At 69.1% G+C, this 14,865-nt stretch carries 13 protein-coding genes and 2 tRNA genes; 9 read left to right on the top strand and 6 right to left on the bottom strand.

The annotated features are described in order from the left end of the window. Nucleotides 1-64: 64 nt before the first annotated feature. Entirely contained in the window at nt 65-3,772 is a 3,708-nt protein-coding gene (locus AB0M51_RS02270; protein ID WP_344189787.1) for a S8 family serine peptidase, read from the bottom strand. A 220-nt stretch (nt 3,773-3,992) separates the two neighbouring features. On the opposite strand from AB0M51_RS02270, the gene AB0M51_RS02265 reads away from it, so the two are divergent. The 5 genes from AB0M51_RS02265 to AB0M51_RS02245 all read left to right on the top strand — a co-directional run bounded on the left by AB0M51_RS02265 (nt 3,993) and on the right by AB0M51_RS02245 (nt 7,049). Then, nucleotides 3,993-4,877 (top strand): sigma-70 family RNA polymerase sigma factor, encoded by an 885-nt coding sequence (locus AB0M51_RS02265; RefSeq protein WP_344189789.1) that lies wholly within the window; start codon nt 3,993-3,995, stop codon nt 4,875-4,877. 45 nt (nt 4,878-4,922) lie between these two features. After that, on the top strand, nt 4,923-5,462 hold the full coding sequence (locus tag AB0M51_RS02260; protein WP_344189791.1) for a hypothetical protein: 540 nt from the start codon (nt 4,923-4,925) through the stop codon (nt 5,460-5,462). Nucleotides 5,463-5,554: 92 nt separating this feature from the next. Then, nucleotides 5,555-5,627, top strand: a tRNA-Asn gene (locus tag AB0M51_RS02255). A gap of 85 nt (nt 5,628-5,712) precedes the next feature. Then, nucleotides 5,713-6,282 carry a DUF4232 domain-containing protein gene (locus tag AB0M51_RS02250; RefSeq protein WP_344189793.1) on the top strand — a complete coding sequence of 190 codons (570 nt, stop codon included), beginning with the start codon at nt 5,713-5,715 and terminating at the stop codon, nt 6,280-6,282. An 89-nt stretch (nt 6,283-6,371) separates the two neighbouring features. After that, nucleotides 6,372-7,049, top strand: a complete 678-nt coding sequence (locus AB0M51_RS02245) for a hypothetical protein (RefSeq protein WP_344189795.1) — start codon at nt 6,372-6,374, stop codon at nt 7,047-7,049. A gap of 74 nt (nt 7,050-7,123) precedes the next feature. Here AB0M51_RS02245 and AB0M51_RS02240 read toward each other — a convergent pair whose 3' ends face one another. Beyond that, on the bottom strand, nt 7,124-7,261 hold the full coding sequence (locus AB0M51_RS02240; protein ID WP_344189796.1) for a hypothetical protein: 138 nt from the start codon (nt 7,259-7,261) through the stop codon (nt 7,124-7,126). Between the two features lie 206 nt (nt 7,262-7,467). Here AB0M51_RS02240 and AB0M51_RS02235 point away from each other — a divergent pair. Then, nucleotides 7,468-7,541, top strand: a tRNA-Ile gene (locus tag AB0M51_RS02235). 67 nt (nt 7,542-7,608) lie between these two features. Here the strand turns inward: AB0M51_RS02235 and AB0M51_RS02230 are convergent. Then, the gene (locus tag AB0M51_RS02230) at nt 7,609-9,258 is read right to left on the bottom strand and encodes a M28 family peptidase (RefSeq protein WP_344189798.1); all 1,650 of its coding nucleotides are present in this window, start codon (nt 9,256-9,258) and stop codon (nt 7,609-7,611) included. Between the two features lie 119 nt (nt 9,259-9,377). On the opposite strand from AB0M51_RS02230, the gene AB0M51_RS02225 reads away from it, so the two are divergent. Together AB0M51_RS02225 and AB0M51_RS02220 are read left to right on the top strand one after the other, a co-directional pair. Next, a complete protein-coding gene (locus AB0M51_RS02225; RefSeq protein WP_344189800.1) occupies nt 9,378-9,914 on the top strand; it encodes a DUF664 domain-containing protein in 537 nt (178 codons plus the stop codon). 13 nt (nt 9,915-9,927) lie between these two features. Next, nucleotides 9,928-10,887 carry a phosphotransferase gene (locus tag AB0M51_RS02220; RefSeq protein ID WP_344189802.1) on the top strand — a complete coding sequence of 320 codons (960 nt, stop codon included), beginning with the start codon at nt 9,928-9,930 and terminating at the stop codon, nt 10,885-10,887. Here the strand turns inward: AB0M51_RS02220 and AB0M51_RS02215 are convergent. Both AB0M51_RS02215 and AB0M51_RS02210 read right to left on the bottom strand, forming a co-directional pair. Then, on the bottom strand, nt 10,871-11,101 hold the full coding sequence (locus AB0M51_RS02215) for a hypothetical protein (protein ID WP_344189804.1): 231 nt from the start codon (nt 11,099-11,101) through the stop codon (nt 10,871-10,873). The two genes, AB0M51_RS02220 and AB0M51_RS02215, sit on opposite strands and share 17 nt — an antisense overlap. Before the next feature lie 29 nt (nt 11,102-11,130). Further along, on the bottom strand, nt 11,131-12,264 hold the full coding sequence (locus AB0M51_RS02210; RefSeq protein ID WP_344189806.1) for an NAD(P)/FAD-dependent oxidoreductase: 1,134 nt from the start codon (nt 12,262-12,264) through the stop codon (nt 11,131-11,133). Between the two features lie 75 nt (nt 12,265-12,339). Here AB0M51_RS02210 and AB0M51_RS02205 point away from each other — a divergent pair, with 75 nt between their 5' ends. Beyond that, a complete protein-coding gene (locus AB0M51_RS02205) occupies nt 12,340-12,939 on the top strand; it encodes a TetR family transcriptional regulator (protein WP_344189808.1) in 600 nt (199 codons plus the stop codon). On the opposite strand, the gene dnaG is transcribed toward AB0M51_RS02205, so the two are convergent. Beyond that, nucleotides 12,936-14,840 (bottom strand): DNA primase, encoded by a 1,905-nt coding sequence (dnaG, locus tag AB0M51_RS02200; RefSeq protein ID WP_344189810.1) that lies wholly within the window; start codon nt 14,838-14,840, stop codon nt 12,936-12,938. The genes AB0M51_RS02205 and dnaG overlap by 4 nt on opposite strands. Between the last annotated feature and the right edge of the window lie 25 nt (nt 14,841-14,865).

Here is a 14,865-nt window from a genome sequence, read left to right as displayed (position 1 = left end):
CTCGAGGTGGGGCCACGCTGCTTATCTCTGCGTGTCTCTGCTTGTCTCAGTTCGTCTCAGCTTGTCAGCGGACCCGGTACGCGCGGGTCACGGTCTGCTCGACGGCGGTCCCGTCGACGTCCGTGGCCTGCACCTTCAGCGTGACGAACCCGGCGGTCCGCGGGTTCTCCAGGACAGCGGTGGCACCGGCGTCACCGGTCCGGCGTACCTGGACCTGCTTCCAGGTCGCACCGTCGTCGAACGACGCCGACACCGTGACGTCCTTCAGGTGCGGCGCGGCGACGCCGGCCGGATTCCGGAAGCCCAGGCCGAGGGTCGTGATCTGCCCGGCCCGCATACTGTTGTCGAGGGCAACGTTCAGGTCGTAGTCGATCGACATCACCGGCAACGCGCCCCGCTCGGTGTGCTCGGACCGGAACGTCCACGCGCTGTCGACCTTGGTCGAGGTCGTCCACCACGGCAGGTCCCGCGACACCTCGGTCACCAGCTTGTACGTCGCCGGCTCCGGGACCATCGGGAAGTTGACCGACATCCACGGCGCCGACCCGACCAGCTGACCGTCCCGGTAGACCGTGAGCTTCTTGGTCTCCAGCAGGCTGAGCGGCGTACCCCACTGACCGGTCTCCGTCGCGAGCAGCGGAGCGATGTCGACACTGCCGAGATCGCCCAGCCGGAGCGTCCCGTACGGGTGGTACTCCGTGATCGCGGACCGGACCACGGCCTTGTTCCAGGCGCGGTCGGTGACCTGCCCCGGCTTCAGCACGACCGGGTAGGTCTGGATGACGCCGGGCAGGGTCTCCCAGACCGGGGCGGCTGCCACGGTCTCGAACGTCCGCACCCCGGAGCTCACGTACTCCGTCAGCGTCCGCGGCATCGTCGTACGCACCAGATGCGAGACCAGGAACGTCTGCGTGTCCGAGATGACCGCCCGGGAGAAGCCGCCCTCGGTCGACGGCGTGGAGGCGTAGAAGCGGTCGTTGACCGTTGCGAGCTCCCGCGGGTCGGCCCGGTACAGCTGGTTCGCCGAGATGCCGGCCTGCGTCTTCAGCACCTCATAGCTGTACGACGGCATCGCCTTGCCGTGGAACAGCAGCTTGAGGTTGCCCTGCGCGGCAAGGGCCGCCAGCTTCGCACCCTGCTCCCCCGACAGCGTGAGCGCTGGGATCGCGGTCTCCTTCTGCGTGTAGACCGCGGTCCCCCACTCGCCCGGTACGTCGCTGTAGATGACGACCGCGCCGGCGCCGGCGGCGACCGCGTTCGCGACGACCTGGCCGGTGCTGACCTCGTCGCTGCGCTTGACGAGCGCGAGGTTGCCGCGGACCGCGGTGGTGAAGTCCTCCGGGCGGCCGGTGCCCGCGTTCACGGGGCGGAACAACCGGGTGCCGACGATCTTGCTCGAGCCCGTCCAGCCGCCGACGTACTCGGGTGCGATCGGGAACGCGCCCTTGCCGACCAGCTGGGCCGAGAGGATCGGCTCGGTCGCGGAGAAGTGCAGGCGGTGCTCGAGCAGTTCTTTCTTACCGGTCGACGGGATCGCGAACAGCTTGGTGAAACCGGCCACGTCCGACTGCAGCTCGTACCGCAACGGGTTGTTGTCGCTGGAGAACGACATACTCATCCTGGCCTGGTCGACCTGGCTCGGTTTCGGCGTCTGCAGGCCGACCTGGTGCGCCTGGCTGCCGTCGAAGGTGAGCGACTTGTCGGCGTCCAGCACGACCCCGGACTCGGCGCCGTACACGACCTGCCGGGTCTGGCCCCAGTCCTTCGTGAACCGGTAGGTGCCGGACTCGAAGCCGTACTCGCCCTTCGGGAGGTTCAGCGTCAGCGTGCCCGCGGTGCCTTCGAAGTAGTACATGTCGGCGGGACGCGCGGTCTGCAGGTCGAAGACGAAGATCATGCCGTACGCGTGGTCGTCGACCGGCTGACCATGGTCCTTGACGTTGATCGTCACGTTGAACCGCTGGACGTCCTGCTCGAAACCGACGGCCGTGGTGACGACAGCGCCGTCCGCGGACGTGCCGACCACGTGTTCGCCGTACGTGCCGGTCGCCATCGTGCCGCCGGTCAGCGTCACCGGTACGTCGGCCGTGCCGTGCGCGGGAACCGTGACGGAGCTCGCACCGAGCTGGAACGTGCCGGCCGGAACCGCCGTACCAGCCGCCTTGTGGGTGAGTTCGAGCGTCACCGGCTGGTCACCGCGGTTGGTGTAGGTAAGCTGCTTGACGACCGGGTCGGTCGAGCCGAACGGACGCATCCCGAAGTCGACGACGCCCGACGCGGCCACGGTCTGACGGAACGCGCGGCTGACGTCGACCCGGCCCGCGCCCTGGGCATACACGGACGTGTCGGCGGTGGTCTTCGCCGTACTGATCAGCTGGTCCTTCAGCTGGGCAGGCGTCCAGTCCGGGTGCTCCTCGGCCAGGATCGCGGCCGCTCCGGCGACGTGCGGGGTTGCCATCGACGTACCGCTCGCGGACGTGTAGTTGGCGTCCACCGGGTGGCCCATGCTGGTCCCGGCCGCGCGGGCCGCGACGATCTCCGAACCGGGTGCGGTGATCTCGGGCTTCAGCGAACCGCCGACCGCCGGGCCGCGGCTGGAGAAGTCGGTGATCGCGTCGGTGCCGTCCACCGCGCCGACGGTCAGCGCCGAGTCGGCGTCACCGGGCGAACCGACCGTCGCGGCCCCGGGGCCCGAGTTGCCGGCCGCGATCGTGAACAGTACGCCGGTCTGCGCGGTCAGCGAGTCGACCGCCTCGACCAGCGGGTCCTCGTCTTTCGGCCCCGCCGTACCGCCGAGGCTCATCGAGACGACCTTGGCACCGGAGTGCGCGGCCCAGTCCATCCCGGCGACGATGTCGGACGCGGCGCCTTCGCCCTCGTTCGACAGCACCTTGCCGATCACCAGCTCGGCGCCCGGGGCGACACCCTTGTACTTGCCGCCGGACGCCGCGCCGCTGCCGGCGATCGTCGACGCGACGTGTGTGCCGTGGCCGTGGCCGTCCTGGACGGTCTGCCCGGCGACGAAGCTCTGGCTCTCGACGACCTTGCCGGCCAGGTCCGGGTGGTTCAGGTCGACGCCGGTGTCGAGGATCGCGACCTTGACGCCGGTGCCGTCGTACCCGGCCTGCCAGGCGTCCGGCGCGCCGATCTGCGGCACGCTCTTGTCCAGCAACGCGTGCATCTTGCGGTCCAGCCACACGTGGTCGACCCCACCGGACAGCTGCGGTTTCGCCGCCTTGCCGACGTTGTCGTCGATCGAGTTCCAGAACGTGGCGGTGCTCGTCTTGTCGGCGGTGACCGCCGCGCCGTGGACGCTCGGCAGGCCACGCTTCAGCTTGGTGCTCGCGGGCGGAGCTGCCTTCGCGAGCGTCCGCCCGGCGTACCTGACGATCATCGGGATGACGCTGGTGTGCGCGTCGTCGTACCCCTGGGCGATCAGTCCGGAGACGTTGAACAGCTGCTGGTCGAGCTTGCCGGAGGCGATCAGCGGTCCCGCCTCCTGCGGGATCACGTACACGTCCTTGCCGACCGAGTAGCTGGTGAAATTGCCCGTCGACCCGGCGTGCGGGGTCACCGTCACCGCTGGGGTTCCGGCCGCGGACGTCATCGTCACGACGTCGCCGGTCACCAGGGTGACCTTGGTCGACGACTGCTGGGACGGTGCCTTGGTCACTCCGACCGTGGGCGTCGGCGACCCGGCGTTCGCGGTTCCCGGCACCACGAGGGTGGCGGTGAGCGCGAGACCGAACAGCATCGATCTTCTGGTTGCCATGGGGCTGGCCCTCCTTCGAGCCGGATTCAGTTCCGGTGCCGGAAAGCCTCACCGAGACGGACCGGTGCCGCTACGGATCGTCCTGGCGATCACCTGACATGTCGGGTCGCCGCCGTTCGGCGATCGCTGTTCGTAGTTATCCACATACTTGAAGTCACCGGTTCTGGAGGCCCGGAATCAGGCACTCTCTTGGCAAGGAGATTTTCGGGGAGAGGGACTGATGGCTGATCTGGACTGTGATCCGGCGGACGTGACCGCACTGGTGGCGTATCTGCGGGACATCGGCCGGCACGAGCTACTGACCTTGGAGGAGGTGAACGAGCACTCGTACTGGATCGAGGCCGGGCTGCTGGCGGGTGAGCGGCTGCGCGGCGATCCGGGGCACGCCGACGCGGCCGAGTTGCAGCAGGTGGTCACCCGCGGGCAGCTGTCCTGGCAGCGGATGGTCGAGGGCAACCTGCGGCTGGTCGTCTCGCTCGCCCGGCGGTACGGCGGAAAGGGCATCTCGCTGCTGGACCTGATCCAGGAGGGCAACATCGGGCTGATGCGAGCGGTCGAGCGGTTCGACCACCGGCTCGGGAACCGCTTCTCGACGTACGCGATCTGGTGGATCCGGCAGGCGATCGGGCGGGCGATCTCCGACCGGTCCCGGCTGGTGCGGATGCCGGCCCAGGCCTACGCCGACGCGTCCCGGGTCAGCTCGGCGCGGCAGGACCTCACGCAGCAGCTCGGGCACGACCCGAGTACGCCGGAGCTCGCGCGGGCGACCGGACTGAGCATCGCGCGGATCGAGCGGGCCCAGGAGTGGCGGACGCAGCCGGAGACACTCGACCTGGACGAGTCCGACCCGGTGCTCGAGGACGACCCGATCGTGCTCCAGGCCGCGCTGCGCCGGGACCTGGCATATCACCTGGAGTTCCTGGACGACCTCCATCGCGCGGTCCTGCAGCACCGGTACGGCCTGCGCGGCCACATCCCGTCGACACCGGAGGAGACCGCCGTACAACTCGATCTGAACCCTGCGAAGGTGCGCGCGCTGGAGCGCGAGGCGCTGCGGCAGTTGCGGCGGCGGGCGCTGCCGCAACTCCGGGAGTACGTCGCCTGAGCGGGTGCCTGAGGCCTAGCTTGGAGGTGCTGGGATGATGTCGATGTGAGACTTTTGCGTACCGCCTGGCCGCGTGAGTTGGGGGCGGCTGTGTCGGCGGCCGCTCGGGAGTCGACCGGGAGCAAGGAAGACGTGCTCGCGGCCGTGCAGCTCGCGAACGGTCGCTGGGTGGCCGGCACGCGGGCGGCGGTGTACCTGCCGTCGGACTCCGCGGACGCGGCTCGCCGGGTCGGCTGGGAGCAGATCGAGCGCGCGAACTGGGACGCTGAGGCGTCGGTACTGCACGTGTACGAGACCACCGACTTCGGGACGCCGCTGCGCGCCACCGAACTCAAGGTCGAGGACCCCGGGCGCTTCGGCCAACTGCTCCGCGAGCGGGTCGACGCCAGCATCGTCATCCAGCGTCACGTGCCGCTGTCCGGCAAACGCGGAGTGCGCATCGTCGCGCGGCGCAACCCGTCCGGCGCCGACGCGGGAGTGACCTGGAACATCGTTCTGGACAAGGGATTGGAGCCGTCCCAGCCGGGCGTCGTGGAGGCGGCCGAGGAGGCGCTCCAGGAGGTCCGGGACGAGTTCGGCATCTGACCCGGCAGGCACCCGAATCCCGTTTTTGTAGTTCGCCGGTGGCCTGCTAACCTACTCAGGTCCTCGGGGTTCGGGGAGAAGCACCACCACGATCCCGCCTAGCTCAATTGGCAGAGCAGCCGGCTGTTAACCGGCAGGTTACTGGTTCGAGTCCAGTGGCGGGAGCAAGTTCATCAGCCGGGTCCTGGTTTCACAGGAGCCCGGCTTTCTTCTTCTCTGGGCCTTCTTCCGCCTCGGGTAGGTTCGGGGCGTGAAACGGCTGGGGTGGGTGGGACTGAGCGCAGCGCTGCTGCTGTCGGGGTGCGGCACCGAGAGCGCGACCGGCGCGACACCGGCGACCCAGGCTCCCGAGGTGCGACGTACCGCGACCCCGACACCGACACCTACTCCGCCACCGCCGGTCTGCCCGGCGTCGGGCGCGATGATCACCGTCGGGCCGGTGGAGGCCGCGTTGGGGCACCGGGCCGTCGTCGTGAAGCTGACGAACTGCCGGAAGGCGCCGATCACCCTCAACGGCTACCCGGACGTTGGCGTCCTCAACGGTCGGCGCCGGCCGATGAAGGTGACCGTTGCCCGCGGCACCTCGTACATGGCGATCGACCCCGGACCGGCCCGGATCCACCTGGCCAAAGGCGAAACGGCCGTCGCCGTCGTCGCCTGGTCGAACACCGTGGAAGTTGCCGAGGACAAGGCTTCCGGCGCCTACCTGGCGGTCGCGCCACACCCCGGCGAACGCCAGGCAGTCTGGCCCGTCGACACCGACCTCGGCACCACCGCGCGGATCACCTTGACTGCGTGGTGCAGAAAATTACCGAACTAATTACGCCCAAACTATTGGCCTAGACCACAGATCGGGCGTAACTTCCTCTCCAGATCCCGAGGGGGGCCTCGGGGACAGAGGGGAAACTGATGAATTTCAAGAAGATCCTGAACACCAAGACCGGCCGTCTCGCGGTAGCAGGCGTCATCGCGGCATCCGCGGTGCTCGGCGTGTCGATCGCAGCCAACGCGGCCGGAGGTACGGGGTGCAAGACGCTCACGTACCCGCTGTGTGCGCGGTCTGTCGCGTCGACGCAGGTTGTGGACAACTCCCTGACCGGCGCGGACATCAAGACGAACTCGCTGGGCTGGACGGACCTGGACGGCAACACCCAGGCGCAGATCCGCAAGGGTGACGGCAAGGGCGGCGCCACGAAGCTGTACGCCAACGCGACTCCGACGGTGATCAAGAACATCGGCGGCACGTTCTCGACCCGTCACACCGAGGTCGGCACGTTCACGCTCCCGAAGGGAACCTGGCTGGTGAACCTGTCGGCCAAGTTCAACCGCACCGCTGCCGCGGCCGCGGGTGCCCCGGAGGTTCAGCCGATGCTCCAGCTCGTCGGCGGTACCAACTACGTGACGATCGGCGGCAACAACATCTCGCCGGCACTCGACGCGGACCTGTTCGGTTCCGCCGTCGGTCTCGTCACGGTCACCGAGGACACGAAGTTCACCGTGAACGCGTTCGGGTACGCGTCGGACCGGTCCGACGCCGGGTCCGGTGACATCACCGTGCTCGCGAACGTGGTAGTTGCTGCTGCCTGATCACACGCAGGTGACAAGAGGCCCTGGCCGCCGACGGGCGGGCAGGGCCTCTTCGTGCTTGGCGGGAGGAAGTGTTACTTCCCCTTCTTCCGGTCGATTGCCCGCTGGATGCGGTGCTGAGGCTGGCCGAGGACCTTCGCCAGCAGCGGCACGCGGTACTTGTACGCCGCGATCGCGCCTACCACGATCACCAGGAAAATGAACCAGCCCATCGATGTTCCCTTCGTCCGGACCTGCCTCCATCATGCCCGGTCGACGCCAACCAGCCCTCCGTCAAACCCCTGACCGTCCCCTGGTTCTCGAGCTCCGGCCGACAACCGGACCCGCGCACACGGCCGCAGAAGTCACCCCACCCACCGCCGGCCCTCCACCTGGGCACACAGCAACCACCCCCGACCCGATACCATCTCCCGCACACGGGGCGGTAGCTCAGCTGGTTAGAGCAGGGGACTCATAATCCCTGGGTCACGGGTTCGAGTCCCGTCCGCCCTACTTGTGGTCGGGCAGTGGGTTGTGCGGAGCCTCGGTTCCGCGTGGGGCCGAGGCTCCGCGAGGCGGCTCAGCTGGTGGGCGCGTTCTTGGGGGCTGCGCTCACCTTCTTCGCGTGACCGGTGCCTGGTTTGGTGGAGTTGAACACCTGGGTGTCGTAGGCCATGTGGCCGACCATGTTGGCGAAGGTCTTCGACATCCAGGTCAGGACCTGCGGGTCGTTGTTGCCGAGGTTGTCGCACCAGCGGAACGGGTTGTCCACGCAGCCGCCGTCGTCGCCCGGCACGGTGCCCTCGAAGTTGCCCTCGTATCCGCCGAACAGCGCGACGTCCGACGCGAGCTTGCAGCAGTCCTGACCGGTGAGCACGCCGCTCGCCGGGATCCCGGCCTGCTGGAACATGAACGCGTCCGTGCCGTCGGCCGAGAACAGGATGTGGTTCTGCCCGATCGAGTTCAGGTAGTCGATCCCGTAGTCGCGTCCGATCGCGGACGGTGCCCAGATGCTCGGCGGCATCGGCGTACCGGGGGTGCGGCCGAACAGGTTCACGCCGTCCTTCGGGTCGAGCACGCCGGCCACGTAGTTCGGGGTCGCGGTCACGTCGGCGTCGAGGTCGAACTTGATCTTGGCGAGTTCGGCCGGTGGCAGCGTGTTGACGTAGTACTGCGAGCCGAGCAGCCCGAGTTCCTCGCCGCCGAACCAGATGAAGCGCAGCTTGTTGCGGGTGCTGGTGTTCTTCAACTGCTGGGCGATGTCGAGGATGGTGGCCGAACCCGACGCGTTGTCGAGCATCCCGGCTCCGTAGATCGCGTCCAGGTGGGCGTCGACGACGAGGATGTTGTTCGGGTCGCCGCCCTTGGAGTCAGCGATCACGTTCCAGTCCGAGCGGTTCGGGTCGTCGATGATCTGGACGTTGACGGTCAGCATCGGGGCTGAGCCCGGGACGTACTGCGACAGCAGTTGCGTGCCGACGGCGTACGACGTGAACAGCACGGGGATGTGCTCCGTACCGGCGAGGCTCCCGGAGAAGGCGCTCGTCCGTCCGGGGTTGCCCTCGTTGAAGATGACGGCGGCGGACGCACCGGCGGCCTGGGCGTTCGCGACCTTCTGGGCGAACGTGCAGGTGCCGCGCTGGATCAGCGCGATGTTGCCCGCCACGAACCCGGTGAAGTCGGACGGTGCGCACCCGCTGGCCGAGCTCGGCGTGGGCGTCGCGGGTACGACGATGCCGCCCGCGGGCTGCACGTTCGCGCTCGCCGAACCGGCGACCGCCGCCGGGTTGAAGTCCGTGACCAGGGCGAACGACTGCGGTGTCGGCGAATCCTCACGCATCACCGGCGTGCCGACGAAGCTCCGGTAGTGAAACTTGTACTCCTGCAGCGTCACGTCGTATCCCGCTGCCCGCATCACGCCTGCCACATAGTCGGCCGAGGCCTTGTAGCCGGGCTCCCCCGAGTTCCGTGACGGGTGGCCGTCCGCACCTGGATTGGCGTCGGCGATCTGCTGGAACTTGACCATGTGCGCCCAGAGATCACTCTGGGTGACACAGTTGACGAGCTTCTGCGGGGTGTTGTTGACCTGATTGGCGCATGCTGTCGGGTTCGCGTCGGCCGCACCGGAGGCGTTCGAGGCGACGGGCGTCAGCGCTCCCGTGACGGCCACCGCGGCCGCACTGGCCAGCGCGAGTCCCCAGCCTCGACGTCGTGCTCTTCCTGAGCTCATCCGTGTTCTCCCTCCCCGGAGCTTTTACAGCAGGTGATACGCCTGGAGAGCCGCGGACTGAAGACCTGGCACGACACATGACAGGACTGTCATCCTTGGTGACTCACGAAGGGACCGGCATGAACTGGAAAGACCTACCGCTGGACGCGGTTCCGAGAGGCGACGAGGTGGAGACGCTGCAGTTCGCGCTCGACCGGGTGCGGAAGCAGTTCGCGTGGAAGACAGGTGGGCTGACCGCCGAGCAGCTGCGGCAGACACATCCGCCGTCGACGATGACGCTGGCGGGTCTGGTCAAGCACATGTCGTTCGTCGAGGACGGGTTCACGGCGCGGGCCGCCGGCCGTCCGCTGGCCGCGCCGTGGGCCACCCGCAGCTGGGTCGAGAACGACCGCTGGGGTTGGGAGTCCGCCGTCGACGACGACCCGGAGGAGTTGTATCGCCTTTGGTATGCCGCTGCCGCGCGCTCGCGTGCAGTCTGGCAGGAGCTGAGCGCGGACGGAGGTTTGGATGCGGTCGTCGAGGATCCGGATCCGGCCTGGACAACGAACCGTCGGCGGGTCGCGTTCGACCTGCTGGAGGAGTACCTGAAGCACACCGGTCACGCCGACGTACTGCGCGAAGCCGTGGACGGGGTACGGGGGAACGACCCTGAATGAGCTGACAGAGGCGTTGCGGAAGTCGTACGGCGTGCACGCGGCCGAGCTGCACCGGATCCACGCAGGTACGAACACCGTCAACTATCGGGTCGTCGACGACACCGGCCGCTCCTGGTTCGCGAAGCTCTACAAGGGCAACCTCGACAGCGAGCGTGAAGCCATCGAGCTGACCGCGTACGCCGGCCGCGCGGTGCCGGTGCCCGCGGTACGGCGGACTCTGGACGGCGAGCTGATCGCCGTGCCGCTGCCGATGTCCTTGTGGGAGTTCGTCGAGGGCGAGACAGCCGAGGGTGGGATCACCGGCGCGCGCTGGCCCGCGGTCGGAACAGCCCTGGGCAGACTGCACCGCCACCTGTCCGAGCACCCGGCCGCCAAGCCGGCCCTCCGCCCGGCGGCCGAACTCCGCGATGTCGTGCGCGCCCGCCGGAACTTCGACGAACTCATCGCACGGTTCCAGGCGCGTGCCGAGCTCAGCCCGTTCGAGGCGTGGGCCTGCGAGGCGGCACGGGAACGCCGGGCGTTGCTGGAGCGGGCCGGCGCGATCCTTGCCGGCCTGCCCGCGCTGACCACGCAGGTCCTGCACGGTGACCTCGCCTCACCCAACCTGATGCTGCGGGGAGACGACGTCGCCGCGGTGATCGACTTCCAGCCGCCGCGACCGGGCTTCGTCGCCTGGGAGATCGCCCGGATCGGCTGCGACCCGCGGACGGTGATCCTCGGAGACCAGTGGATCGACGGACTCGCCGTCCTGCTGGACGCCTACCGCGCCGAGCACCCCGCCGCGCGCCCGGACGACCTCCTCTCCGCGGTCGCCGCCGGCTGCGCACACACCCTGGGCTCCACCTTCCCGCTGGCCGAACCCGCACCGATCCCCGCATCCCTCGAGCTGTACGCCCGCGCCCGCCACCAGGCCGCCCTCACGATGCTCGATCGCCTGCCCGAGGCGCGGGATCGACTCAGCGTCGGCGGATGAAAGCCATGTACTGGACATCCGTTCTGGTGATGTTGACGAGTTCCCAGCCGCGCTGCTCCTCGACCTCCACGATCGTCAGCAGCTCGTCGAGCGACTCGTCGCCAAGTCCGCGGCTGGCCACGACGACGTACCGGAGTGGGTGGTTGATCAGGCTGATCTCACCGGACAGGATCTTCGGCGCCTGAAATATCCGCGGCGCACGCATCTGTGACATGCCGTCACACTAGCGATCCGCGGTCCACCTCAGACCGGGATCGACACGTTGAACAGGCGCTCCGCGTTGTGCAGGGACTCCGTGACGATCTGCTGGCCGTTGGCAACCACCTCCTGCTGGTAGGCCGCGAGGTCCTCGCCCGACGTCAGCGCCTGTGTCAGGCGGGCCGCGTCCCACAGCGCGGTGTTCGCGCCGGCGCCTGCCGCCGGAGTCATCGGGTGCACGGCGTCGCCGAGCATCGTCACCCGCGACGACCTCCAGGTCGGCACCGTGACGCAGGTCCGGAGCGTGATCGGGAAGGCCGCCTCCGGCTCCCCCGCCGCGACCAGCGCGCGGACCGCCGGGTGCCAGTCGGCCACCGACCGCGTCACGATCGCCCAGAGGTCAGCGGGACGCATCCCGAACAGTTCCTCGTCCGACGCGCCGAGCACCGCGTTCGTCCCGGTCAGCACCGCCATCAAATAGTCGCCGTACTCCGCCGGCGGCTCCCGGAACATCACCGGCCCGAACGCCGTACCGAGCCCGGCCCCGTCGCTCGCGAAACAGAACCCGCGCAGGAACGCCGCCGGCGCCGCCTCCCGCACCGCCTCCGTCAACGGCACCTTGCCGTAGATGCACCGCACCCCGATGTCGGTCACGTCGAGCTCCGGCACGAGTTGCCTGCGGACGGCCGACCCCACGCCGTCCGCGCCTACGAGGACGTCGGCCGCCGTGGAGGTCCCGTCCGCGAAGGAGATCTCGACGCCGTCGGCGGTCTCGGCGTACGCCGTGAACTGCTTGCCGAACCGCAGTACGTCGTCGAGTCCGGTCATCAGCGCCCGGCGGAACGCGTACCGATCCACCGACGTGACGGCGTCCGGCCCGGAGACCGGGAACTCCTGGCGGAACTGCTCGTTCAGCTGGGCGTCGAATCCCGCCACCAGGTCGCCCGGACGGGTGGCGGTCGCGATCACGCGCCGCCGTACGGCGTCCGGCAGCATCGCGGCCAGCGCCTCCTCGCCCACCGGGCTGATGTGGATCCGGTACCCCTGCTTGCGGTACCGCGGCGACGGATCGCGTTCGCACACCGTGACCTCCACGCCCGCCTTCCGCAGTCCCTGCGCGAGTGCCAGTCCGCCGATCCCGGCACCCATGATCGCGACCTTCATCCCGACTCCAATCATCCGTCAATCAAACTCTGTCATCCGTCTGGTTGATTAAGTTAGCACGCCGGATGGCAGTCCGCTAGGATGACTTTCGTGCGCAGATCACCCGGACCCGAGGAGCGGCAGCGCGACCCCGAGCGCAGCAAGCAGCAGTTGCTGGACGCGGCCGTGGTCGAGTTCGGCGCGCACGGGTTCAGCGGCGCACGGGTCGGCGAGATCGCGGCCCGGGCCGGTGTGAACAAGCAGCTGATCTCGTACTACTTCGGCGGCAAGGAGGGCCTGTACCGCGCGGTCGCGGACCGCTGGCGCGCCTCCGAGCCGACCGTCGTCGAAGGTGCGGAATCGTTCGGCGAGGTGGTCGGCGCGTACGCCCGGACGTCGATCAAGAAGCCGGACCTGCTCCGGCTGCTGGTCCGTGAGGCCGTCGACCGCGACACCGGCGCGCTCGACCCGGAAGGGCAGCGTGCCCGGTTCCAGGCGATGATCGACGACTTCCGCCGGCGCCAGTCCGACGGTGAACTCGCCGCCGACCTGGACGCCTCCTACACCGGTCTGGCGTTGTTCGGCCTGGCCTGCGCGCCGGTCGTCTTCCCGCAGATCGCCCGTGCGCTCGGCCTCGACCCGGAGGCCGCCGACTTCACCGACCGCTACGCCGCCGAGGTCGCCCGGCTCGTCTCACACCTGAAAGACTAGATCGCGCGGTTGCGGAGTTCGGCGCGGTAGGCCTCGAGGGCGATGAGTTCGCCGAACATGCGGTTGTACTCGTCGGCGCGGTCGATCGGGTTGGTACGTTGGAGTTTCGACTTCAGGTCGGCGATGCGACGCGCGCAGGTCAGCTCCTGGAGCCGCGCGAGCAGCGCGTGCGCGTACTGCTCGTCGGGGTCCCGCCCGAGGCGCAGCGGGTCGACCGCCAGCGCGCCGACCACGGCGGCGGCCGGATCGTTGCCGATGGCATCGCGGACCGCCACCACCCAGGCCTCGCCGGGTGCGGCGACTGCCGGTCCGCCGACCTTCGCCATCGCGGCCCGGACCGCGGCCAGCCACGGATGCGTGAAGTCGTGGTCGTCGAGCTCGTCGAACGCGGACCCGACCAGCGCCGGGAACTGCATCGCGACCTTCAGTACGTCCCACTCGATCACGAACCGCTGGTCCCGCGGCGACGGGATGTCGGCCCGCTGCGCCGGCCGGGCCTCAGCGGCGGCGGCCGCCTGCTGCTGCTGATGATGCTGATGCTGTTGTTGCTGCTGCGGCGCCGCACCCCGCGACGCCGCACGGTAGACCTCGGACCGGACCTGGTCGACCTCCATGCCCAGCTGCCCGGCCAGCTCGCGGGTGAACGCGTCCACCTTCGACCGGTCGCGGATGCTGATCACCAGCTTGGCCGCCTCCCGGAGCGCGTCGATCCTGGTGTCCGCCCGGTCCAGGTCGTACTTCGTCAGCACGTTCCCCAGCACGAACCGGTACAGCGGGACGCGCCGCCCGATCAGCTCGCGGACCGCGGCGTCGCCCTTCTGCAGGCGCAGGTCGCACGGGTCCAGCCCGTCCGGCTCGACCGCGACGTACGTCTGCGCGGCGAACGCCTGGTCGCCCGCGAACGCCTTCAGCGCCGCCCGCTGACCCGCCTCGTCGCCGTCGAAGGTGAAGATCACCTCGCCGCGGAACTGGTCGTTGTCGAGCAGCAGCTGCCGCAGCACCCGCGCGTGGTCGTCGCCGAACGCCGTACCGCAGGTCGCGACCGCTGTCTGGACGCCGGCCAGGTGACACGCCATCACGTCGGTGTAGCCCTCGACCACGACGGCCTGCCGGCCCTTCGCGATCTCCCGCCGGGCGAGGTCCACGCCGTACAGCACCTTGGACTTCTTGTAGATCGGCGTCTCGGGCGTGTTCAGGTACTTCGCCTCGATCCGGTCGTCGTCGAACAACCGGCGGGCGCCGAACCCGATCACGTCCGACGAGGCATCCCGGATCGGCCACATCAGCCGGCCGCGGAATCGGTCGTACAGCCCGCGCTGCCCGTCGGCGGCCAGACCGGAGGCGACCAGCTCGGCATTCGTGAAGCCTCGACCGCGGAGGTGGCTCACCAGCGCCTCGCCGCCGCGCGGCGAGAACCCGACCCCGAACTGCACCGCGGCGTCCTTGTCGAAGCCGCGTTTGTCCAGGAACTGCCGCCCGAGCGACGCCTCGGCGGCCCCGAACAGCTGGTCGACGTAGAACTCGGCGGCCACCTTGTGCGCCTCGACGAGCCGCGGCCGCTGGTTGCCCGGGCCGCGCGGCACCGGCGCACCGGAGTCCTCGTACCGGAGCTGGATGCCGACCTTCGAGGCCAGCGTCTCGACCGCCTCCGAGAAGGTGATCTGGTCGACCTTCTGGATGAAGTCGATCACGTCGCCGCCCTCTTGGCAGCCGAAACAGTAGAAGAAGCCGCGGGCCGGGGTGACGTTGAACGACGGCGACTTCTCGTCGTGGAACGGGCAGAGCCCCTTCAGGTTGCCGCCGCCGGCGTTCTTCAAGGTCACGTACGAACCCACGACGTCGTCGATCCGGGCCCGCTCGCGCACGAGCGCGATGTCCTCTTCCTTGATCCGGCCTGCCACCCCGCGAGTCTACGATCATCGGCAA

Source organism: Kribbella sp. NPDC051137, assembly GCF_040682535.1.
Taxonomy (GTDB): Bacteria; Actinomycetota; Actinomycetes; order Propionibacteriales; family Kribbellaceae; genus Kribbella; species Kribbella karoonensis.
This window is presented reverse-complemented; position numbering and strand designations above follow the sequence as displayed.